We start from the raw sequence: 19,470 nt of genomic DNA, 5'->3' as shown, positions 1-19,470 counted from the left end.
TTTGCGCCCAGCCATGGGGGTCAGTATCCATGTCCTCGTGCAATGCTTCACGAAGCGCAGCAGACTTTGATCAGGTTCTTAGTAGGGTTTATTGGGCAGGAACTTGCCATCCAGAGTAATCACCGCACGCTCGCCGCCGTCCGGGTCTTCCACTTTGCGGATGTCCAGCTTGAAGTTGATGGCGCTGATGATGCCGTCGCCAAATTTCTCGTGCACCAGCGCCTTCAGCGTGGTGCCGTAGATCTGGATCATTTCATAGAAGCGGTAAATGGTGGGATCGGTGGGAATGCCGCCGGGAATGCTGCCGCGCAAGGGAATGGTTTGCAGCTGCAAGGCGTCGGCCGCGTTCAGGCCCAGCCGTTGGCAGACCAGCTCCGCGGCGGGCTTGGGCAGCGCATGCTGGCCCAGCACGGCGGCGGTGACATAGGCCAGGCTGAGGCCGGTGTCGGCGGCCACTTGCTCCCAGCTCAGGTCTTTCAAGGCCTTGGCGGCGAGGGCGCGTGCAGTCAGTTCTACACGGAGGTCCTGATGGATATTGGAGTGTTGCATGGGATGGTCCTTTCTTTGGGTTTGCGGGAGACGCGCCGCTTTCAGGCGGCGTGGGTGAGCGGAAAATCCGCCAGGGAAACGAAGCGCTGGCTGGCATGGTCCAGGGCCAGGACGGCGCCGGTTTCGATGTTGTAGACCCAGCCGTGCAGGGTCAGCCGGCCCTGGCGCGTCGCCAGCGCCACCGAAGGATGGGTTTTAAGGTTGGCCAGTTGGGCGATGACGTTTTCTTTCACCATGTAGTCCAGCCGCTGGCGGGCGTCGTCGTGCCGGCGCGCCGCGTTCACCACTTTGGCGGAGTCGGCGTGGCGCAGCCAGCCGGCCACCGCTGGCAGATGGTCCAGGCAATGACCGTTGGCGATCGCCGTCATCGCGCCGCAGTCGGAGTGGCCGCAGACCACGATGTCGGCGACGCCCAGCGCGGCCACCGCGTATTCCACCGAGGCGGTGACGCCGCCCGGTTCCGGCCCGTAGCAGGGAACGATGTTGCCGGCGTTGCGGATCACGAACAGTTCGCCGGGTTCTTGTTGCGTCAGCAGTTCCGGCACCACGCGGCTGTCCGAGCAGGTGATGAACAGCGCGCCGGGGGCCTGGCTGTCCGCCAGCTGGCGGAACAGCGCCGAACGTTGGGGATAGGCTTCCTGTTGGAATTTCAGAAAGCCGTCGATGAGGGCTTGCATGGCTTGCTCCTTGGCGGGGAAGGGATGCGCCAAGGATGAGGCTTTTTTTCTATAGGGTCCAAGACCGATATAAAATGGTTTCCATAATTATTTCCTATAGTTTGGGCGCATGATTCTTCGACATATCCGTTACCTGCAGGCCGTCGTCGAGCACGGCAACTTCACCCGGGCAGCCGAAGCGCTGCATGTCTCGCAGCCCACGCTGTCGCAGCAGATCAAGCAATTGGAAGAGACGGTGGGCGCGCAGTTGTTGGACCGCGGCGGGCGGACGGTGCGGCCAACCGACGCCGGCGCCGCTTATTTGGAATACGCGCGGCGCGCGTTGCGCGAGCTGGAGGCGGCGCGACGAGCCACCCGGGATGTCGGCGATTTGTCGCGCGGCAGCTTGCGGCTGGCGATGACGCCGACTTTTGCCAGCTACCTGCTGGGGCCGTTGGCGGCGCGGCTGCGCAGCCTCTACCCCGGCATTGAACTATGCGTGCGCGAGGCGACGCTGGATGCCATCGAGCTGGCTTTGCTGGAGGACGAGATCGACGCGGGTATCGCGTTCGATCAGGCGCGTTCGGCGGAGATAGACGCGCGGCCGCTGTTCAGCGAAACCCTGGCCGTGGTGGTGGGCGACGGCCACCCATGGCGACGACAGGCGGAAGCGGTGGACGCCGAGGCTTTGGCGCAGACGCCCTGGGCGCTGTTGAGCGCGGATTTCGCCACCCGCGGCCATATCGATCGCTATTTCCGGGAATTGGGCCTGAAGCCGCGGATCGCGGCGCAGGCCAACAGCATCGGCGCGGTGATGGAAATCGTCCGCCACAGCGATTGCGCCACCATCCTGCCGCGGGCGATCACGCGGCGGCATCCGGAGCTGGGGGCAGTGGGATTGCAAACGCCGTTGCCGGCGCGCACGGCGGCGGTTCTGACGCGCAAGGCCGCGTACCGCAGCGCCGCTTTGCGGGCGTTTCTGCCGGTGCTGGATGCTTTGGGAGAGGAGTTGGAAGCCGAGGGCGGCGCGAGGCCGCCCGCGGCGGGAGCCGGCTGAGCGGCTCCCTAGAGGGGTTTAGGCTTGCTGGCCCGCCAGCTTGCCGCGCGGAGCGCTCTCGGCGGCTTCCATATTGGCCACCGCGTGGGCGTCATGCTCGGCGTCCAGATAACGCGTGCGCCAGCCGCTGTTGACGCCCCAGTAGTAAAAGGCCAGAGATACCATCGCCACCACCGCCATGTCGGGGCCGTAGGGCAACAGGCCGATGCCGCCGAAGTCCTGGCTGCCGATGTAGGACAGCAGCGCCATCGTCGGCAGGTAGAGCACCATCCACAGCGCGCCTTTCAGTTCGCGGCCAAACTCCGGCCAGCCGGCGCGGGCTTGATACCAGAAGTACACCGGCAAGGCGGCCACGATCAGGAAGATGATCTCGCCGGTCAGCGGCCAGCGCGCCCAGTACAGCACCAGGGACGCGCAGACGAAGGCGAAGGGCGCGATCACGCTCAGGCCGGCCAGACGCAGCGGGCGCGGCAGGTCGGAAGCGCAGCGGCGCAGAGAAGCCACGCTGATCGGGCCGGTCAGGTAGGAAATCACGGTAGCCACCGAGATCACCGCCGCCAGCGTGCCCCAGCCGCGGAAGAAGAACAGGAACACGAAGGAGATGGCCAGGTTGAACCACATCGCCGGGCGCGGGATCTGGTACAGCGGATGAATGCGGCCGAAGATCTCCGGCATGGTGCCGTTGCGCTGCATGCCGTAAATCATGCGCGAGGTGGTGGCCATATAGGTGGCGCCGGTGCCGCTGGGGCTGACGAAGGCGTCGAAGTACAGCAGCAGCATCAGCCAGTTCAGGCCCAGCGCCATCGCCAGTTGGGCGAAGGGGGAGCTGAAGTTCAGTCCTTGCCAGCCGTGGGCCAGGTCCGCCGGCGACAGCGCGCCGATGAAGGCCACTTGCAGTGCCACGTAAATCACCGCGGCCAGCAGGATGGAACCCACCACGCCGAAGGGCACGCTCTTGCCCGGATTGCGGGCTTCGCCGGCCAGGTTGATCGGGCTTTGGAAGCCGTTGAAGCTGAACACGATGCCGCTGGTGGCCACCGCCGTCATGACGCTGGCCCAGCCAAACGGGGCAAAGCCGCCAGGGGTGTCGCCGCCCAGATTGCCGGGATGGAAGCCGCTGTAGATCAGTGCGCCCACGGTCAGCGCCGGCACGATCACTTTGAAGATGGTGATGGCGCTGTTGGCCTTGGCGAACAGACGCACGCCCCAGTAGTTGAGCATGAAGTAGACGATGACCAGCAGAGCGGAAAGCATCAAGCCGGGCGGGGTCAACTCGCCGTTGGAAAACAGATGTTGGGCCCAGGCGTAAGGCCAGGAGCTCATGTATTGCACCGAGGCCTCGGCCTCGATAGGGATCACCGAGACAATGGCGATCCAGTTGGCCCAGCCGGCGATGAAGCCTAGCAGGGAACCATGGGAGTAGCGGGCGTAGCGCACCATGCCGCCGCTTTCCGGGAACATGGCGCCCAGTTCCGCGTAGCTGAGGGCGATGGAGAGAATGATCACCATGCCGACTATCCAGGCGACGATGGCGGCGGGGCCGGCGATCTGGGCGGCGTGCGCGGCGCCGAACAGCCAGCCGGAGCCGATGATGGAGCCCAGGCCGGTCAGCATCAGGGCGATGGGGCCGATATGGCGGGAGTGTTGCTGTGTCAAAGGTATCTCCTGTCTGAAAACCCGACGGCCCGGTAGAGTCAGTCCCGGACGCGGCGGGCAAGCGATGGGGACAAGTTCCGGCCACGACGCGCTCGCCCGGCCGTCCGGGGCGGAGGGCATGGCATGGAGAATGACGGCGTGCTGGATGCGCCGGCGCGGAGGGCGCCGGCGAGCTTGTCCCGGATGCCGGGTGGACCCGGTCTAGTGTGCTCTTTTATAAGAGGGGGCTAATCTACCTTTGCTTTTCATTACGGTATGTAACGAAATGTACTCGCTAGCTTATTTCAAACATGACAAAAGATTGAAAGTGGCGAGGAAATGGGTGATCTATTGCGCGTTTAGGCGAATGGCAAGGGTTTAAATGGAATAAATGCTCTAGGCGTGATCCGGCGGCAATTTTCTGCCTAATTGACGCCGGCGAGGCGGCTAAGCTGGTTGTTGCAGCAGCCGCCAATCGGTTGCCGCAGCGGAAGGCGCTGGCTCGGCGTCCGGCGCGTCGATGCGGAACCAGCTCAGGGTCTGATTCAGATCCTGCGCCGCGGCGGCCAGGTGCTGCATCACCGGCGCGGCTTGCTGCATGTGCTGGTCGATGGCGGCGGCGAGGTGAGCCACCTCGTGACCGTGTTGGCGAATATCGCCGCCGGCGCGAGCCTGGGCGGCGCTGTGCTCGCGGATGTCGGCCATCAAGCGATTCAAGCGCTCCAGCCCCGTGTCCACTTGCAGCAGCGCCTGATCCAGCGCCTGTTGCGAGTCCAGCTTGTCGGCGCAGGCGTGGCCGGCTTGCTCCAGCGCGGCGTGCAGCGAGCCGGTGGCGCCCTCCACGCGGCCCAGCGCGTCGAAGATGCTGCCGGTGGCGGCGCGAGTGCGTTCCGACAGTTTGCGCACTTCGTCGGCCACCACGGCGAAGCCGCGGCCGCTTTCGCCGGCGCGCGCGGCCTCGATGGCGGCATTGAGCGCCAGCAGATTGGTTTGCTCGGCCACGTCGCGGATCAGCCCGCTGACGCCGGCGATGTCGTCCAGGCTGAGTTGAAGCTGACGCATTTCCATTTGCGCGCATCCCATATTGTCGACAAGCGCCCGCATCGCTTCGGCGTTGAGCCGGCCCAGTTCGCGCGCGCGGCCGGTATCGTCCGCCGCTTGCCGGGTGTGGGCGTCCGCCTGTTGCAGATGGCCTGCCACGGTTTGGGCGCTGTCGGCCACCGCGTGGGCCGCCTCGTTGCTCAGCTTGGCCTTGGCGCTTTGCTGGCGGCTGGCATCGGCCACTTGCAAAGTCAGCAATTGCAGGCGCTGGCAGTCCCCGCCGCTGCGGCGGGCGTCGGCTTCCACCCGACGCAGCAAGTCGCTCAGTTTGTTCAGGAACTGATTCAGGCGGCCGGCGGTGGCGGCCAGTTCGTCGCGGCCCTGGGCCGGCAGCCGCATCGCCAGGTTGCCTTCTCCCAGCGCGTCGGCTGAAGCGGCCATTGCCTGCAACTGCCGCTTCAGCCGTCGCGCCAGCGCTAGCTGCATCGCCGCCACCACCAGGCTAGCCAGCGCCAACGGGCCAAGCGTCAGCCAGGCCAGGCTTTGCAAGGTATCTTGCAGTTGCGCTGTTTCCTGGGCCAGCCGTCCTTGTTCCTGCGCCTGTTGGCGGTCCAGCAAGGCCGTCAGCGGCTGCAAGCTTTGCTGCCAGGCTTGCTCCGGAATGGACAGCGCATCCTGCGGCGCGGTCTCGGCGATGGCCAGCGCGCTGCTCAGGTTGCGCTCGTAGTCCTGCCATAGCCGGCTCACGGCCTGACGAAAGGGAGCGGCTTCACTGGCGGGCAGGCCGGCGGCGATGTCGCCGGTCAGGCGGGCCACGGCCAGGCTGGTGTCCCTCAGCCGAGCCGGGCTATCCGGCAGCAGAGGGTCCAGCCGCGACAGCTGCAACACGCCGGCCTTGAGCTGGTAGAGGCTGGCGCTCAATTGCTGACGCGCGCTGTGGCGGTCCACCGCGCGGGTCAGGCCGCTCAGCTGCTGTCCGGTGAGGATGAGGGTCAGCGCCAGGCTGGCGAGGGTAAAGAAGATGGTCAGCCACAGGCGTTTGGCCAAAGTCATGATGATGTCGTGCGTTGCGATGCGAGAGAGCCGCAGTCTAGGCGCGCTGGATGACGGTAGAATGACATGGGGATCAATTGTCCTGTTGAGAACCCTATTGCCGCGACCATTCTTTGCCGACGCTGCAAGGCGTTGCGGCTAAAATAGCCGGATTTGTCATTTAACTTGATTGTTGGCTTATGACTTTGCTATCCCCGGACCAGTTGGAACACGAGCTGTGGGCGTCCACGGAACTGCTGCGCGAGCAAGTGGACCTGTACGACTACAAGAACCACGTGTTCGGCCTGTTTGTGCTCAAGCGCCTGCACGATGTGTTCGTGGAGCGGGTTCAGGCGCGAATGGCGGCCGAGGGCATGAGCCGCAAGCGCGCCGACGGCGTGGTGCAGGAACAATACGGCGTCTACCCGCAGCACGCGCGCTGGCCCGGCCTGCAAGAGCGCAAGAAAGGCATAGGCGAGGCGTTGGACAAAGCGGTGGCCGCCATCGAGGAGCATCATCCGGCGCTGGCCGGGGTGCTCAGCGTTGCGCAATATCAGGGCCACAAGCGCTTGAGCGACGAGGTGCTGCACCCCTTGATGAACCATATCGGCGCGCTGAAGCTGGGCGACGCCGATCTGGAGGACCCGTCCCGCCTGGGCGAGGTCTGCGAAGGGCTGGTGCGCCGCTACGCGGCGGAGTCCGGCAAGCGCGGCGGCGCCTTTTCCACGCCGGCGCCGGTCAGTCAGTTGCTGCTGCGTTTGGCCGAGCTTCAGCCGGGCCTGAGCCTGTACGACCCCAGCTGCGGCGCGGCCGGCACCTTGCTCGACGCTTGGCGCATGATGAGCGCGCGGCCCGGTGGCCGCTTGCCGGACGGCCGGGTTGCGCTGGAGTTGTTCGGCCAGGAAAAACTGCCGGCCACCTGGGCGATGGCCAAGCTATGCGCTTATTTCCACGGTGTGGAGATGAGCCTGGAATTGGGGGATACCCTGGTGGCGCCCAAGCACCTGACCCCGGAAGGCTGGCTGCCTCGCTTCGACCGTATCGTCGCGCAACTGCCGTTCACGGTGAAAAACTGGTGGACGCCGCTGGAGGACGAGGCGGTGGAGCCGCCGCCCGCCGACGGCAAGAAGCGTCGCCGCAAGCGTCCGGCCGAGCCCAATTACAAGAAGCTGACGGACGAGCATAAGCGCTTTGGCTATGGCATTCCGCCGCGCAGCTTTGGCGATTACGCCTTCGTTCAGCACGTATTGGCCACCTTGAAAGAGGATGGCCGCGCCGCGCTGGTGATGCCGCACGACGTGCTGTTCCGCGACGGCGACGAGGGCCGTATCCGCAACGGCCTGCTGTTTGGCAGCCAAGGCCAGTCCGGCGACCGCATCGAGGGGGTGATCGCCTTGCCGCCGGCCTTGTTCTACGGCTCCGGCATGCCCACCTGCGTGGTGGTGTTGAACAAGAATAAACCGGCGGGCCTGCGCAATAAGGTGATCATCGTAGACGCCAGCAAGGAGTTCGGCCGTGGCCGGGTGCAGAACACGCTGCGGCAAGAGGACATCGAGCATATTCTGCGCGCCTACCGCGCCGCGGTGGAGCAGGAGACGGAGGAGCCGGACTATCTGCGCCTGGTGGGGCTGCGCGAGATCAAGCAAGGCCACCGGGGCAATCTGAACGTACAGCGCTACTTCGCCCAGGATGAGGCGGCCGAGGTTGTGGACCCCGAGGCCTTGGCCACTGAGCTGGCCGCCTTGCAAGAGCAGGAACAGGCGCTGGACGCGCGGCTGGCGGCCTTCTTCACGGAAGAGCAGGGCTGGCGGGTGGAGGAGGGCGAGCTTGAGGGGTGCCTGGCCTTGACGGACGAAAAGCTGGAGTTGCTGTCTTGCCAGTACGCCGCCAAGCGCAAGCTGCGTCCTAGCGGCATCCAGGCCTTGCTCAACCGTGGCTACGGCACCCGACGCATGGGCAAGTGGAGCCCGCATCAATCGTTCAAACCCAGTCCGTTGGGCGTGATTCCCGGCAATTGGGAAGTGTGCAAATTGGGCGAACTGGCCGCGCCGCTGGAGGCCGCCGCCGAGGGCGAACTATTGGCTGTCACCGAGGACGGCGGCTGGCGTCGGGCCGGAGAGGGCTTGGGCACGGCGCTGCCGCCCAACGCTTTCGCCTTCGATCCGGCGCGTTTGTATAAGGGCGCGCTGGCGCGCAACGCCGACGACGCCCCGGCGCTGGCCGCGGCGGACCAGAGGGCCTTCGCGCTGGACGAAGCCCGGATCTCGCCGGCTTTCCTGGAGTGCTACCGGCAGTCGGAAGGATGGCGCTTTTGTCTGGAGCGGCTGGGCGCGGCGGTGGAGGGGGCCGAGTTCGGTTTCGAGGCGCTGGCGGAAATCCCGCTGCCCGTGCCGCCGTTGAGCGAGCAACGCAAGCTGGTGGAGGAATGGGCGCGCCAGGACGAAGCCTTGCTTGCCCTGCAGCAGCGTCTGCTGCAATGGCAGGCGCGACGCGACGCGCTGTTGGCGCGCTTCCCGTCTGAAGACTGAAGGCCCTCCGGCCGCCGTTGCGACGGCGGCTTATTTCTGCCAGTAGGTTTTGACGTTGACGAACTCGTACAGGCCGAACTCGGACAGCTCGCGGCCATAGCCGGAGGATTTGACGCCGCCGAAAGGCAGGCGCAGGTCCGAGCTGGTATGGCGGTTGATGAACACGCTGCCGGCTTCGATCTGGCGCGCCAGCGCCCAGGCGCGTTCCTTGTCCGCGCTGTAGATGCTGGCCCCCAGGCCGAACGGGGTGTCGTTGGCCAGCCGCAGCGCGTCGGCTTCGTCGCGCGCGCGTAAAATGCCGGCCACCGGGCCGAACACTTCCTCGTGGTAAACGCGGCAATCCGGGTTGACCCGGTCCAGCACCGTGGCCGGGTAGAAGAAGCCGGGGCTGGCCGGCATCTGCCCGCCCAGCCGCAGCTCGGCGCCGTGTGCAACGGCGTCAAGCACTTGGGCGTGCAGCGCTTCGCGCAGATCGGCGCGGGTCAGCGGCGACAAGGTGGTGGCGGGGTGGCGCGGGTCGCCGGCGCGCAGTTTGGCGGCTTCGGCGCAGAAGGCGTCAATGAACGCTTCGGCGATTTCCGGCACCACGATCATGCGCTTGGCCGCATTGCAGCTCTGGCCCGCGTCGCGGAAACGGGAGTTGGCCGCGTCCTGGGCCGCGGCGGCGACGTCGGCGTCGGCCAGCACGATGAAGGGGTTGCTGCCGCCCAGTTCCAGCACGGTTTTTTTCAGATGGCGGCCGGCCAGCGCCGCGATGGCGCGCCCGGTTTGAGTGGAGCCGGTAAAGGCCACCGCGTCGCACTGGCGGATGGCCTCTTCCACTTGATCATGATCTATCCAGGCCACGTCCAGCACGCTCAGGCCCGAGGCGCGCGCCAACTCCAGCAGACGCTGGGTGGATTGAGGAACCGACGGAGCCGGTTTCACCAGGCAGGCGTTGCCGGCCATCAGCGCCGGCACCGCGAAGCGCAGCACCTGCCAGATCGGATAATTCCACGGCATCACCGCCAGCACCGTGCCCAGCGGCTCGAAGGCCACGCCGCTGCGGCTGGCCTGAGTGGGGATGTCCAGCGAGGCCAGCAGTTCCGGCGCCAATTGAGCGTAGTAGCGGATCAACTGGGCGGATTTGTCGATTTCCGCCAGGCATTCCGCAGTGCGTTTGCCCACCTCCAGCGTGACCAGGCCGGCCAGTTCTTCCCTATGTGCCTGCAGTTGATCGGCCAGGCGCAGCAGCTGCGCGGCCCGTTCTGCCACGCTCAGCTCGCGCCAGTGGCGCTGTGCCTCGCGCAGTTGGGCGAGCGCGATGGACAGTTGGGCTTCCGGCCAGGCGGCGCGGGTGTAGACGACTTCTCCTGTGGCGGGGTTGCAGCTGGTAAAGGCGGTCATGACGTGCTGTATTGGTTTCAAACAAAGACACAATGTAGCAAAAATCCCCAGGCCCGGGGTGGGAGCGGCGTCAATTCCGCGGCGATTTGTCTTCTATATTTCTAATTTGAATAGAGTTTTGAATTTATAGTTCTTTAGGTTTTATGTGGCTTGCTTATAGACTGGTTCGCAATCGCCAAGCAGTGGCGTTGACGGACGGCGGGATTCAGAGGCAAGGCATGATTGAAATAGAAAATTTATACAAACATTACCGGGTGGACGGGCGCGAAGTGCCGGCCCTGGCTGACGTTAGCCTGAAGGTGGCCAAGGGAGAGGTGTTCGGCATCATCGGCCGTTCCGGCGCGGGCAAGAGCACCTTGGTGCGTTGTTTGAACCTGCTGGAGCGCCCGGACCGCGGCGCGGTGCGTTTGGGCGACACGGATCTGACCGCGCTGGACAGCCGGCAATTGCAACTGCGCCGCCAGCGCATCGGCATGGTGTTTCAGCATTTCAATCTGCTGAAATCGCGCACCGTGGCGGGCAATGTGCGCTTTCCGCTGGAATTGGCCGGCGGCATGTCCGCCCCCGATATGGACGCCCGCGTCGAGGAGCTGCTCACCTTGGTGGGGCTATCCGGCCATCGCGACAAATACCCGGCGCAATTGTCCGGCGGCCAGAAGCAGCGCGTCGGCATCGCCCGCGCGCTGGCCAATCACCCGGAACTGTTGCTGTGCGACGAGGCGACCTCGGCGCTGGACCCGGAGACCACGGATTCCATTCTGACCCTGCTGGCCGACATTAATCGCCAGCTTGGCCTGACCATTGTGTTGATCACCCATGAGATGCGCGTGATCCGCCAATTGTGCGATCAGGTGGCGGTGCTGGACCACGGCCGCGTGGTGGAGCAGGGGCCGGTGCTGGACGTGTTCCTGCATCCGCGGCACGAGGTGACCCGCGGGCTATTGGCGGAAACCGGCTTGTATCATGAAGAAGCGCGCCAGACCTGGCAGCAGCGAGTGGGCGCGCCGCTGATCAAGCTGACTTTCGTTGGCGATCCCACCTTGCAGCCGGTGCTGGATGTGGTGGGCAAGGAGGCGGGCGCCCGCTTCAACCTGGTCAGCGGCACGCTGTCCGAGATCAAGGGCACGCCGTTTGGCCAATTGGTGGCCGGCGTGATCGAGTCGGAGGCTCCGCTGGAGAGCCTGCCTGAATTATTCGCCAGCCATGGCGTGCGTTGCGAGGTGTTGTGATGGAAGGCTTCGACTGGACTCAATTATTGAGCATGGACTGGTTGGAAATAGGCCAGGCCACGCTGGACACGCTGACCATGCTGGGCGCCTCGCTGTTGTTCACCGTGCTGTTCGGCCTGCCGCTGGGCGTGGTGCTGTACGTTAGCTCGCCGGGTCAATTGCTGTCGCGGCCGCGCTTGTACGCCACGCTGTCCTTCCTGGTCAATGTGTTCCGCTCCTTGCCCTTCGTGATTTTGCTGATCGTGATGATCCCGCTGACGCTGAAGCTGGTGGGCACTTCGATAGGGGTGGCGGGCGCGATTCCGCCGCTGGTGGCCGGCGCCTCGCCCTTCTTCGCCCGACTGGTGGAAAACGTGCTGCGCGAAGTGGACCGGGGGGTGATCGAGGCCAGCCAGTCCATGGGCGCCAGCCTGGGTCAGATCGTGCGCCATGTACTGCTGCCGGAGGCCTTGCCGGGCCTGGTGGGCGCGGCGACGGTGACCACCGTGGCGCTGGTGTCCTACACCGCGATGTCCGGCGTCATTGGCGGCGGCGGCCTGGGGGATTTGGCGGTGCGCTACGGTTATCAGCGTTTTCAGACCGAGGTGATGGTGGTGACCGTGGTGTTGCTGCTGTTGCTGGTGCAGTTGATACAGAGTTTCGGCGACCGGCTGGTGCTGCGCTGTCAACGCGGCTGAGCGCTCTGCGCTGCGGCCGCATCGAAAACCCAAGAGATTTGAACCCAACACTGTGTTGAATAGAGGAAATCGCATCATGAAAAAGAATATCGCTCGCTTCGCCTTTACCGCCGTAACCGCGCTGTGGGGCGCGCAGGCGCTGGCCGCAGACCTGGTGACCGTCACCGTGGCCGCGTCCCCGGTGCCGCACGCGGAAATCCTGGAAGCGTTGAAGCCTACCCTGGCCAAGCAAGGGGTCAAGCTGGAGGTGAAGGTGTTCAACGACTACGTGCAGCCCAATCTGCAAGTGTCTGAGAAGCGCTTGGACGCCAACTTCTTCCAGCACATTCCCTATCTGGACAAGTTCAACAAGGATCGAGGCACCAAGCTGGTCGTGGCCAGTAAGCCGGTGCATATCGAGCCGTTTGGCGCTTACTCCAGCAAGTTCAAAAAAGTGGCGGACCTGCCCAAGGGCGCGACCGTGGCCATTCCCAACGATCCGACCAACGCGGGCCGCGCTTTGCTGCTGCTGGATCAGGGCGGCGTGATCAAGTTGAAGGACCGCAATAACCTGTACCCGACGGTGAAAGACATTGCGTCCAACGCTAAACAGGTGAAGATCAAGGAACTGGAAGCCGCCACGCTGCCGCGCGTGCTGCCGCAGGTGGACCTGGCGCTGATCAACGCCAACTACGCGTTGGAAGCCAAGCTCAATCCCAAGCGCGACGCTTTGTTCATCGAGACCACTTCGCCGTACGCCAACCTGCTGGTGGCGCGCGCCGACAACAAGGACAGCGTGGGCGTGAAGAAGCTGGCCGCTGCGCTGGCCAGCCCGGAAGCGCGCAAATTCATCGAGAGCAAGTACCAAGGCGCGGTGATCCCGGCGTTCTGAGAACCTGTTTACGATAGGCTGCGCGTCAGCGATACAGCGTTGAAACCGTCCTCAGAATGCTCATGTACCGTATGGACATGCCGCTTCTTCAGCCGTTTTCGCCTTGTCTCGCTCTTGCTCGCGAGATCGTGAATATCTGGTTTTAATCGACAAAGCCCCGCAGAGCGGGGCTTTGTCTTGTTTGCCAACAGGCTTGAAGCTGTTCTCGTCTTGTCTTGCCCTTGCTCGCGAGGCGTTGAACAGATACTCAGGCGCCGGCGATATCGGCCGGTTTCTCTCCGGTCAGGAAATAGCGGATGGTTTCGCTGACACTGCGCATCGCATCGCCGAAAGGCAGCGGATCGGCGCCTCGGAAAAACAGCCCCTTGCTCACTTCGCCGCGGAAGGCCGCCGCGAGTTTGAGATCGATGCAGAACTGGCCCATCTTGGCCACGCCGTCGCGCAGGCCGCAGGCGCTCAGGCAATTGAGGCTTTGAGTGCAGCGCGCCGGGTCGGCTTTGGCGTTGGCCTGCAAGATGGTCTCGCGCTTCAGATAGCTTTTCAGGAAGGGCGTCAGCACCCCGCGCGCCGGAAGGCCGGCCACGCTCATGAATTCGGCGATGTCTTCCGGCTTGGCCTCCGCCAGCGTGCGCTTGAAGTTGTCGTGCGCGTCGCCCTCGCGGGTGACGGCGAAGGCGGTGCCAATCTGCACCGCGGACGCGCCGAAGTCCTGGATGCAGGCTTTCATCTTCTCAAAGCTGTTGACGCCGCCGGCAACGATCAGCGGGATGCGCTCGCTCTCCAGTTGCAGGCTTTTGAACAGTTGTCGGGTTTCGTCCAGCACTTTCTGAAAGCTGAAGCGTTCGGCGTCCAGTTCGGCAAGGCTGGCCGCGCCCAGGTGGCCGCCGGCGTGTTTGGGGTGCTCGATGACGATGGCGTCCGGCAGCCGTCCCTTCTTCATCCAGCGCTTGAGCACGATGCCGATGCCGCGCGCCTCGGACAGGATGGGGATCAAGGCCACCTTGGGAAAGCCCGAGGTCATCTCCGGGAGGTCCAGCGGCAGGCCCGCGCCCATCACCACCGCTTCCGCGCCGGATTCGCAGGCTTGACGCACATAGTCCGGATAAGAGGCCACGGCCTTCATCACATTGACCGCCACCATGCCGCGGCCCTGGGCGTAAGTCAGCGCGCCCTTCACTTCGCGATCCAGCGCAATCAGGTTGAGACGATCAAGTTCGGCCTGACCGCGCGCGTATTGCGATTGCTCGACCAGATCGGCGTGAAGGTGGCGCAGGTCAACGCTGGCCACAGTGCCCAGCGCGCCCTCGCGAGCGACGTGGCCGGCCAGGCTTTTGGCGGAGACGCCTATGCCCATTCCGCCTTGCACGATGGGAAGCAGAGCGCGTTGCCCTATCTGCAAGGGAGCGTAGAGCGGGGAATTTGTGGTCATTTAGCAACGATGCGGGTACGGGTGAATAACTAGGCAATCGTAGGCGCGGCAGGGTCTAAGAGTCTTTGCTCTAGAGCAAAAAACGAACGATCAGGTGCTTTTTAATTAAAGAAAATATTGATTCTTCAATGACTTGAGTATTTGCATGTCTTGCATAAGAAAGTGCAAGCTTTTGATTTTAGTAAGGATATTTCTAAGGCGATTGTTATTGGCTTTCTTGTTATGTTTATGTCATTTTATTTTGGTGAAAAATGGATTGCATAGGCTTTTTTTCATCAACCGTCAAAAGGGGCTAGTAACAAACCGCTAGCACATCTTTCAACTCCATTTCCTGGCCATTTTGTCAGATTTCGCTGTGGAAACCAGCACTTACATTGCCCCTGCGGTTAGAAAAATGGATCAGGAGATAGTTATGGCGCGTTTTTTTCCTATCAAGCTGGGCAATACGTCGGTCAGTAGAGTCAATGGAACCAATCGGGAGACGGACTTGCTGAAATTCCGACATCATATTTTTAGGGAGAGGCTGCATTGGGTGGCGCCAAGCGCCGATGGTTTGGACCGCGATGAGTACGATGATTTTTCCGACAATCTCGCTGTTCAGGACAGCCATGGGGTAGTGGGGTCTGTACGCCTGACCCATGGTTCGCACCCTTTTATGATAGAGAGGGAGTTTTCCCGATTATTGGCCTCGGGAGAGAAAATCCTGAAAGGGGAGAAAGCGGCGGAGATTACCCGCTTTGCGGTTGACAAACACATCTCGCCGCAGCAAATGAGAGTAGTCGGACGCTTACTTTATTTGAGTCTGCTGGAATGGTCGCAGCTGCGGGGCATCGAACGCATGTATTTCGTGGTTGAGCCTGTTTTTTACCGACATATCGTTCGGATGGGTTTCCCTGTGGTGCCGGTGGGCGTCCCCATGCATCTGGATGGCGGCGTGCTGTCCATGGCCGGCTATGTGGATTGGCCCCAGGCGGAGCCTGAGTTCATCCTGGGATTGCGGAAGGGCATTGAGGCGCCAAAGGAACGAGTTGGCGCTTGGCGGGAGTTTGAAGCGCAATACACCTCGATGCCGCATCTGATTTGACACGCTTAAGCTAAGGGCCGCTGACGACAAGGCCGGGAGGCGGCAAAAGATGCATGCCTAGCACAATGGCGTGAGTTCGATTGTTGGCGTTCAGCTTGCGGATGACGTTGGCGACGTGGAATTTCACCGTACGTTCGCTGATGTCCAAGATGGTGGCAATTTCCCAATTGGTCTTGCCGCGGCTCATCCAGTGGAAAATATCGTATTCCCGTTGGGACAAGGGCATGGAGCTGGGGGTCGCCGGCGGCAAGTTCGCTACGCGTACCGCAGCTTGATGCAAATGGGGCGTCAGGCAGTCAAGCATGGCCACTAGATTGCTGTCGTGGATGGTTTCACTGCCGCTCAGCGAGAAAATGCAGCCGAGGTTGTTTCGTTGCGATACCGCGCTAAAGCTCAAGCCATCGCCTAAACCGACGGATGAGGCTTCAGCAATGAATTTCTTCTCATCTTTACCCTTTGCGCGGCTGAACCTGTCGTTCCACGAGACAGGCCCCTGACCTAGGTGAATGCGAAGAATGGGATCGCATTGCGAGTAGTTTTCCTTCATGTATTGCTCGGTCCACTCAACCGGGTAGCTGACGTTCAACACGCGTTCCAGGCGCTGGATCTGCTGTTGTTGGTTGACTCGACCCAAAGCCAGAACAATGTGCTCGGAAGGCGCCTGGCTGATGATGACGTCAAGGAAAGCCCTGAGCTCGGCTTCGGTTTCGATTTGTCCGGCAAGGTGAATCCATTCCAGCAATGTCCATTGCTGACTCGCGGACAAACCGCTGGGCAGCGGCCGTGCTATCGCGGAATTTGAGATGACCATGAGCAAATCTTTCTTGATCTTGTGGTTTTACGCTGCTGGATAGTAGCCCACATGCAAAAGGCATGGGAAGCGCTAACTCCTTGTTCTGGTGCCAAGAACAGCGACTGTTGCATTCGTCGCCGACATTATAACAAATTGCCTGTCCAAAAATCCGTAAGTAGAAATAATTATATTGATCAATGACTTATTTGGTGCTAGCGGACGAGGGGAAAACAGGGGGGAAAGTTGGGGCGTCATAAAGGGAGGCGGCTGGACACCCCGGGAAAACTGGACCTTCTGTCAGTGCTCCCGATAACTGAAGCGCTGGAACAAAGGTGCGATCTCTTCTACCAGTTTCGGCGCGGGCCAGCCGGCGGGGGCGGGGGGAAGCGCGGCGGATGGAGGCGGGCGAAGGCGCTGCCAGTGATAATGGGCGACGCCCAGCGCCGCCAGCCGCCGTGCCAGCGCCGTCAGTTGGGCTTCACTGTGCCAGTGAGGATGTATGCTGCTGCGACATTCAAAATTGATGTTGTTTTGCAACAGACAGAGTAGCGCGGCTTCTGCTTGCTCGCCGCTGCGCGACAGGCTGGTCAGTGCCGGGTAGGCGCCAAAATCGGTCTTGATGTCCAGGCCCACCCAATCGAGAAAAGGCAGAACGCGCTGCAGGCGCTGTGGATAAGCGCCGCCGGTGTGGAGGCCGGTGGCGAAGCCCAGCGCGCGGGTTTGTTCCAGCAGAGCCGGCAACGCAGGCTCCTGCAGCGGTTCGCCGCCTGAGAACACCACGCCGTCTAGCAGGCCGACCCGGCTTTGCAGCCAGCGTAGAATCTCCGGCCAGCGGGTTGCGCCGTTCCGGCGTTGCAGCAGGTGCGGGTTGTGGCAATAGCCGCAGCGCCAGGGGCAGCCGGCGATGAAGACCACCGCGCATAACTTGCCCGGCCAGTCGCAGCTGGAGAATGGCGTGAGCCCGCCGATGCGGGCTGCTGCGGGGTCAGCGGGCAGCATCTTCACTGAAGCAGATCCGTTCGTCGAATTCTCCTCGCTTGCCGATATTGAAGGACTGCACTGGGCGGTGATAGCCCATCACGCGGGTCCAGATTTCGCAGCGGGTGCGTTGCTCGTCATTGAGGGGAGCGGCGTCTTGGCCGGGGAAGCGGGTGGGAGGAGTCATGGGCTTTTCCTTTCTTAACAGGGCTTATGAAGACTGGCGCGCCAGCAGTTCCGCGTCGCAGCGCGGGCAGAATTCGTGATGGCCGGACAGATAACCGTGCTTGGGGCAGATCGAGAAGGTGGGGGTCACCGTGATATAAGGCAGGCGGAAGCGGGACAGCGCGCGCCGCACCAGTTCGCGGCAGGCGTCGGCGCTGCTGACCGCCTCGGTCATATAAAGGTGCAGCACGGTGCCGCCGGTGTATTTGCGTTGCAGCAGTTCCTGGCGTTGCAGGGCCTCGAACGGGTCGTCGGTGAAGCCCACCGGCAATTGGCTGGAGTTGGTGTAATAAGGATGAGCGTCGCTGCCGGCTTGCAGGATGCCGGGATAGCGTTTGCGGTCTTCCTTGGCGAAGCGGTAGGTGGTGCCTTCCGCCGGGGTGGCTTCCAGGTTGTACAGATGGCCGGTGCTTTCCTGGAACTCGACCATGCGCTGGCGGATGTGGTCCAAGTAGTCGCAGGCCAGCTGGTGGCCCTCGTCGCTGGTGATGTCGATGCGATCGGCGCTGAAGTTGCGGATCATTTCATTGATGCCGTTGACGCCTATGGTGCTGAAATGATTGCGCAGCGAGCCCAGGAAGTGACGGGTGTATGGATAGAGGCCGTCGTCGATGCGCGCTTGCACTTCGCCGCGCTTTTTCTCCAAGGCGTCGCGGGACAACTCTAGCAAGCGGTCGGTTTCGGCCAGCAGCGCGGCGTAGTCGCCGGCGAAGCGGTGGCCCAGACGCGCGCAGTTGATGGTGATCACGCCCACGGATCCGGTTTGCTCGGCGCTGCCGAACAAGCCGTTGCCGCGTTTGAGCAGTTCCCGCAAGTCCAGTTGCAGCCGGCAGCACATACTGCGCACCATCTGCGGCTCCAGGTCGGAGTTCACGAAGTTCTGGAAATAGGGCAGGCCGTATTTGGCGGTCATTTCGAACAAGAGGTCGGTATTCTCGCCGTGCCAGTCGAAGTCGCGGGTGATGTTGTAGGTGGGGATGGGAAAGGTGAAGGAGCGCCCCTTGGCGTCGCCGGCCAGCATCACTTCGATGTAGGCGCGGTTGATCATCGCCATTTCGCGTGCGCAATCGCCGTAGCGGAACGGCATTTCCTCTCCGCCCAGCACCGGAATCTGCTCGGCGATGTCGTCCGGGCAGGTCCAGTCGAAGGTCAGGTTGGTGAACGGGGTTTGGGTGCCCCAGCGGCTGGGCACGTTGAGGTTGTAGATCAGTTCCTGGACGCACTGGCGCACGTCGGCGTAGCTTAGCCCGTCTTTTTTGACGAAGGGGGCCAGGTAGGTGTCGAAGGAACTAAACGCCTGGGCGCCGGCCCACTCGTTTTGAAGGGTGCCGAGGAAGTTGACGATTTGGCCGCAGGCGGAAGACAGATGGCGCGGCGGCGCGGATTCCACCTTGCCGGGAATGCCGTTGAAGCCATTTTGCAACAGGGTGCGCAGCGACCACCCGGCGCAGTAGCCTGACAGCATGTCCAGATCGTGGATGTGCAGATCCCCCTGGCGGTGGGCCATGGCAACTACCGGCGCCAGCACCCGCTCCAGCCAGTAATTGGCGGTGAGCTTGCCGGCGATGTTGAGGATCAGTCCGCCCAGGCTGTAGCCCTGGTTGGCGTTGGCGTTGACCCGCCAGTCGGCCCGGTCCAGATATTCGTCGATCGCGGAGATGGCATCCACCATGGCGGTGGGCGCGGAAGCTGTGCTCATTTCTATATCTAGTGAAGTTGTCGAATGGTTGGCACTATAAATTGTGTTTTATGGCCTGTGTGGCTGAGGTGGCGATAACTTGACGCGGATCAAGCGCGGCGCTTTTGGGCGACGGCTGCGCTTGCCTGGTGGGGGGAATAGGTCGTGGAGTGCGATTATCGTGTTGTTTGCGGCGACGCATGGCTTATGCTGGATGGGTGCCGTCGTGCAGCCGATGCCGCTCCGCGGCGATCATCGTTGCCCCTGCGGCATATTGTTGCCAACTTGATGCTGTTTCATTGAGTCTGTTGCAACAAACTCATGGCATTCAGCCGGAATCAGGTGCATACTTGGATTGCATAGAAAATAGGGCGATGTATTTTCAACTAGGCTGTAAAAACTATATGACAAAGTGCGCTCCGTGAGCGGTGCAGTGGGGAAGCTGCGGTCGGTTCTGTTCCTGGCGTGGATTTGTCCATGAAGATGCATTCACAACAATTTGCAAGTTCTTCTTTAATCATTAAAGGGTATGGTGTACCCTTTTTAAAGAGATACTACTTAATAATGTTATCAGCATTGTCAAATCCAGGGCGTCCGTCCGGGCGTGAAGGGTAGGCGATGC

The 19,470-nt window shown here is 62.5% G+C and carries 14 protein-coding genes and 1 pseudogene; 6 read left to right on the top strand and 9 right to left on the bottom strand.

All coding sequences use genetic code 11. The features are described 5' to 3' along the window. Nucleotides 1-78: 78 nt before the first annotated feature. Both cynS and DXT74_RS00275 read right to left on the bottom strand, forming a co-directional pair. On the bottom strand, nucleotides 79-549 hold the full coding sequence (cynS, locus tag DXT74_RS00280) for a cyanase (protein ID WP_043636276.1): 471 nt from the start codon (nucleotides 547-549) through the stop codon (nucleotides 79-81). Nucleotides 550-590: 41 nt separating this feature from the next. After that, nucleotides 591-1,226 carry a carbonic anhydrase gene (locus DXT74_RS00275; RefSeq protein ID WP_194427072.1) on the bottom strand — a complete coding sequence of 212 codons (636 nt, stop codon included), beginning with the start codon at nucleotides 1,224-1,226 and terminating at the stop codon, nucleotides 591-593. Between the two features lie 109 nt (nucleotides 1,227-1,335). Here DXT74_RS00275 and cynR point away from each other — a divergent pair, with 109 nt between their 5' ends. Continuing rightward, nucleotides 1,336-2,262 carry a transcriptional regulator CynR gene (gene cynR / locus DXT74_RS00270; RefSeq protein ID WP_081555078.1) on the top strand — a complete coding sequence of 309 codons (927 nt, stop codon included), beginning with the start codon at nucleotides 1,336-1,338 and terminating at the stop codon, nucleotides 2,260-2,262. An 18-nt stretch (nucleotides 2,263-2,280) separates the two neighbouring features. Here cynR and DXT74_RS00265 read toward each other — a convergent pair whose 3' ends face one another. Then, nucleotides 2,281-3,918 (bottom strand): APC family permease, encoded by a 1,638-nt coding sequence (locus DXT74_RS00265; RefSeq protein ID WP_196783803.1) that lies wholly within the window; start codon nucleotides 3,916-3,918, stop codon nucleotides 2,281-2,283. Between the two features lie 426 nt (nucleotides 3,919-4,344). Then, nucleotides 4,345-5,991, bottom strand: a complete 1,647-nt coding sequence (locus DXT74_RS00260) for a methyl-accepting chemotaxis protein (RefSeq protein WP_194427071.1) — start codon at nucleotides 5,989-5,991, stop codon at nucleotides 4,345-4,347. Between the two features lie 179 nt (nucleotides 5,992-6,170). Here DXT74_RS00260 and DXT74_RS00255 point away from each other — a divergent pair, with 179 nt between their 5' ends. Beyond that, on the top strand, nucleotides 6,171-8,498 hold the full coding sequence (locus DXT74_RS00255) for an N-6 DNA methylase (RefSeq protein WP_194427070.1): 2,328 nt from the start codon (nucleotides 6,171-6,173) through the stop codon (nucleotides 8,496-8,498). A 30-nt stretch (nucleotides 8,499-8,528) separates the two neighbouring features. On the opposite strand, the gene DXT74_RS00250 is transcribed toward DXT74_RS00255, so the two are convergent. Then, nucleotides 8,529-9,884 carry an aldehyde dehydrogenase family protein gene (locus DXT74_RS00250; protein ID WP_081555081.1) on the bottom strand — a complete coding sequence of 452 codons (1,356 nt, stop codon included), beginning with the start codon at nucleotides 9,882-9,884 and terminating at the stop codon, nucleotides 8,529-8,531. Nucleotides 9,885-10,102: 218 nt separating this feature from the next. On the opposite strand from DXT74_RS00250, the gene DXT74_RS00245 reads away from it, so the two are divergent. The 3 genes from DXT74_RS00245 to DXT74_RS00235 all read left to right on the top strand — a co-directional run bounded on the left by DXT74_RS00245 (nucleotide 10,103) and on the right by DXT74_RS00235 (nucleotide 12,661). Further along, complete coding sequence (locus DXT74_RS00245) at nucleotides 10,103-11,113, top strand: methionine ABC transporter ATP-binding protein (RefSeq protein ID WP_194427069.1); 1,011 nt, start codon at nucleotides 10,103-10,105, stop codon at nucleotides 11,111-11,113. After that, nucleotides 11,113-11,790, top strand: coding sequence for a methionine ABC transporter permease (locus DXT74_RS00240; RefSeq protein WP_019104597.1), 678 nt, complete (start codon nucleotides 11,113-11,115; stop codon nucleotides 11,788-11,790). Before DXT74_RS00245 ends, DXT74_RS00240 begins: the two co-directional genes overlap by 1 nt. 76 nt (nucleotides 11,791-11,866) lie before the next feature. Further along, on the top strand, nucleotides 11,867-12,661 hold the full coding sequence (locus tag DXT74_RS00235; protein WP_043636254.1) for a MetQ/NlpA family ABC transporter substrate-binding protein: 795 nt from the start codon (nucleotides 11,867-11,869) through the stop codon (nucleotides 12,659-12,661). A 247-nt stretch (nucleotides 12,662-12,908) separates the two neighbouring features. On the opposite strand, the gene DXT74_RS00230 is transcribed toward DXT74_RS00235, so the two are convergent. Then, on the bottom strand, nucleotides 12,909-14,090 hold the full coding sequence (locus DXT74_RS00230; protein WP_194427068.1) for a nitronate monooxygenase family protein: 1,182 nt from the start codon (nucleotides 14,088-14,090) through the stop codon (nucleotides 12,909-12,911). A 355-nt stretch (nucleotides 14,091-14,445) separates the two neighbouring features. Here DXT74_RS00230 and DXT74_RS00225 point away from each other — a divergent pair, with 355 nt between their 5' ends. Further along, nucleotides 14,446-15,174 carry an acyl-homoserine-lactone synthase gene (locus DXT74_RS00225; RefSeq protein ID WP_194427067.1) on the top strand — a complete coding sequence of 243 codons (729 nt, stop codon included), beginning with the start codon at nucleotides 14,446-14,448 and terminating at the stop codon, nucleotides 15,172-15,174. A 10-nt stretch (nucleotides 15,175-15,184) separates the two neighbouring features. On the opposite strand, the gene DXT74_RS00220 is transcribed toward DXT74_RS00225, so the two are convergent. From DXT74_RS00220 to DXT74_RS00205, 3 genes and pseudogenes are all read right to left on the bottom strand, one after another. Beyond that, nucleotides 15,185-15,985 (bottom strand): LuxR family transcriptional regulator, encoded by an 801-nt coding sequence (locus tag DXT74_RS00220; RefSeq protein WP_114153105.1) that lies wholly within the window; start codon nucleotides 15,983-15,985, stop codon nucleotides 15,185-15,187. Between the two features lie 279 nt (nucleotides 15,986-16,264). Beyond that, nucleotides 16,265-16,966 (bottom strand): anaerobic ribonucleoside-triphosphate reductase activating protein, encoded by a 702-nt coding sequence (locus DXT74_RS00215; protein WP_194428016.1) that lies wholly within the window; start codon nucleotides 16,964-16,966, stop codon nucleotides 16,265-16,267. Continuing rightward, nucleotides 16,953-18,869 (bottom strand): annotated as a pseudogene (locus tag DXT74_RS00205) (ribonucleoside triphosphate reductase). The gene DXT74_RS00215 and the pseudogene DXT74_RS00205 overlap by 14 nt, the downstream one beginning before the upstream one ends. Nucleotides 18,870-19,470 lie beyond the last annotated feature (601 nt).

The sequence above is a fragment of the Chromobacterium sp. Rain0013 genome (genome assembly GCF_015291765.1).
Taxonomy (GTDB): Bacteria; Pseudomonadota; Gammaproteobacteria; order Burkholderiales; family Chromobacteriaceae; genus Chromobacterium; species Chromobacterium haemolyticum.
This window is presented reverse-complemented; position numbering and strand designations above follow the sequence as displayed.

What these genes read in the sequence shown, in the direction of transcription:
- DXT74_RS00275 (WP_194427072.1), bottom strand. Translation starts at nt 1,226, where the DNA reads ATGCAAGCCCTCATCGACGGCTTTCTGAAATTCCAACAGGAAGCCTAT.
- cynR (WP_081555078.1), top strand. Translation starts at nt 1,336, where the DNA reads ATGATTCTTCGACATATCCGTTACCTGCAGGCCGTCGTCGAGCACGGC.
- DXT74_RS00235 (WP_043636254.1), top strand. Translation starts at nt 11,867, where the DNA reads ATGAAAAAGAATATCGCTCGCTTCGCCTTTACCGCCGTAACCGCGCTG.
- DXT74_RS00220 (WP_114153105.1), bottom strand. Translation starts at nt 15,985, where the DNA reads ATGGTCATCTCAAATTCCGCGATAGCACGGCCGCTGCCCAGCGGTTTG.
- DXT74_RS00240 (WP_019104597.1), top strand. Translation starts at nt 11,113, where the DNA reads ATGGAAGGCTTCGACTGGACTCAATTATTGAGCATGGACTGGTTGGAA.
- DXT74_RS00245 (WP_194427069.1), top strand. Translation starts at nt 10,103, where the DNA reads ATGATTGAAATAGAAAATTTATACAAACATTACCGGGTGGACGGGCGC.
- DXT74_RS00215 (WP_194428016.1), bottom strand. Translation starts at nt 16,966, where the DNA reads ATGCTGCCCGCTGACCCCGCAGCAGCCCGCATCGGCGGGCTCACGCCA.
- DXT74_RS00255 (WP_194427070.1), top strand. Translation starts at nt 6,171, where the DNA reads ATGACTTTGCTATCCCCGGACCAGTTGGAACACGAGCTGTGGGCGTCC.
- DXT74_RS00260 (WP_194427071.1), bottom strand. Translation starts at nt 5,991, where the DNA reads ATGACTTTGGCCAAACGCCTGTGGCTGACCATCTTCTTTACCCTCGCC.
- DXT74_RS00230 (WP_194427068.1), bottom strand. Translation starts at nt 14,090, where the DNA reads ATGACCACAAATTCCCCGCTCTACGCTCCCTTGCAGATAGGGCAACGC.
- cynS (WP_043636276.1), bottom strand. Translation starts at nt 549, where the DNA reads ATGCAACACTCCAATATCCATCAGGACCTCCGTGTAGAACTGACTGCA.
- DXT74_RS00250 (WP_081555081.1), bottom strand. Translation starts at nt 9,884, where the DNA reads ATGACCGCCTTTACCAGCTGCAACCCCGCCACAGGAGAAGTCGTCTAC.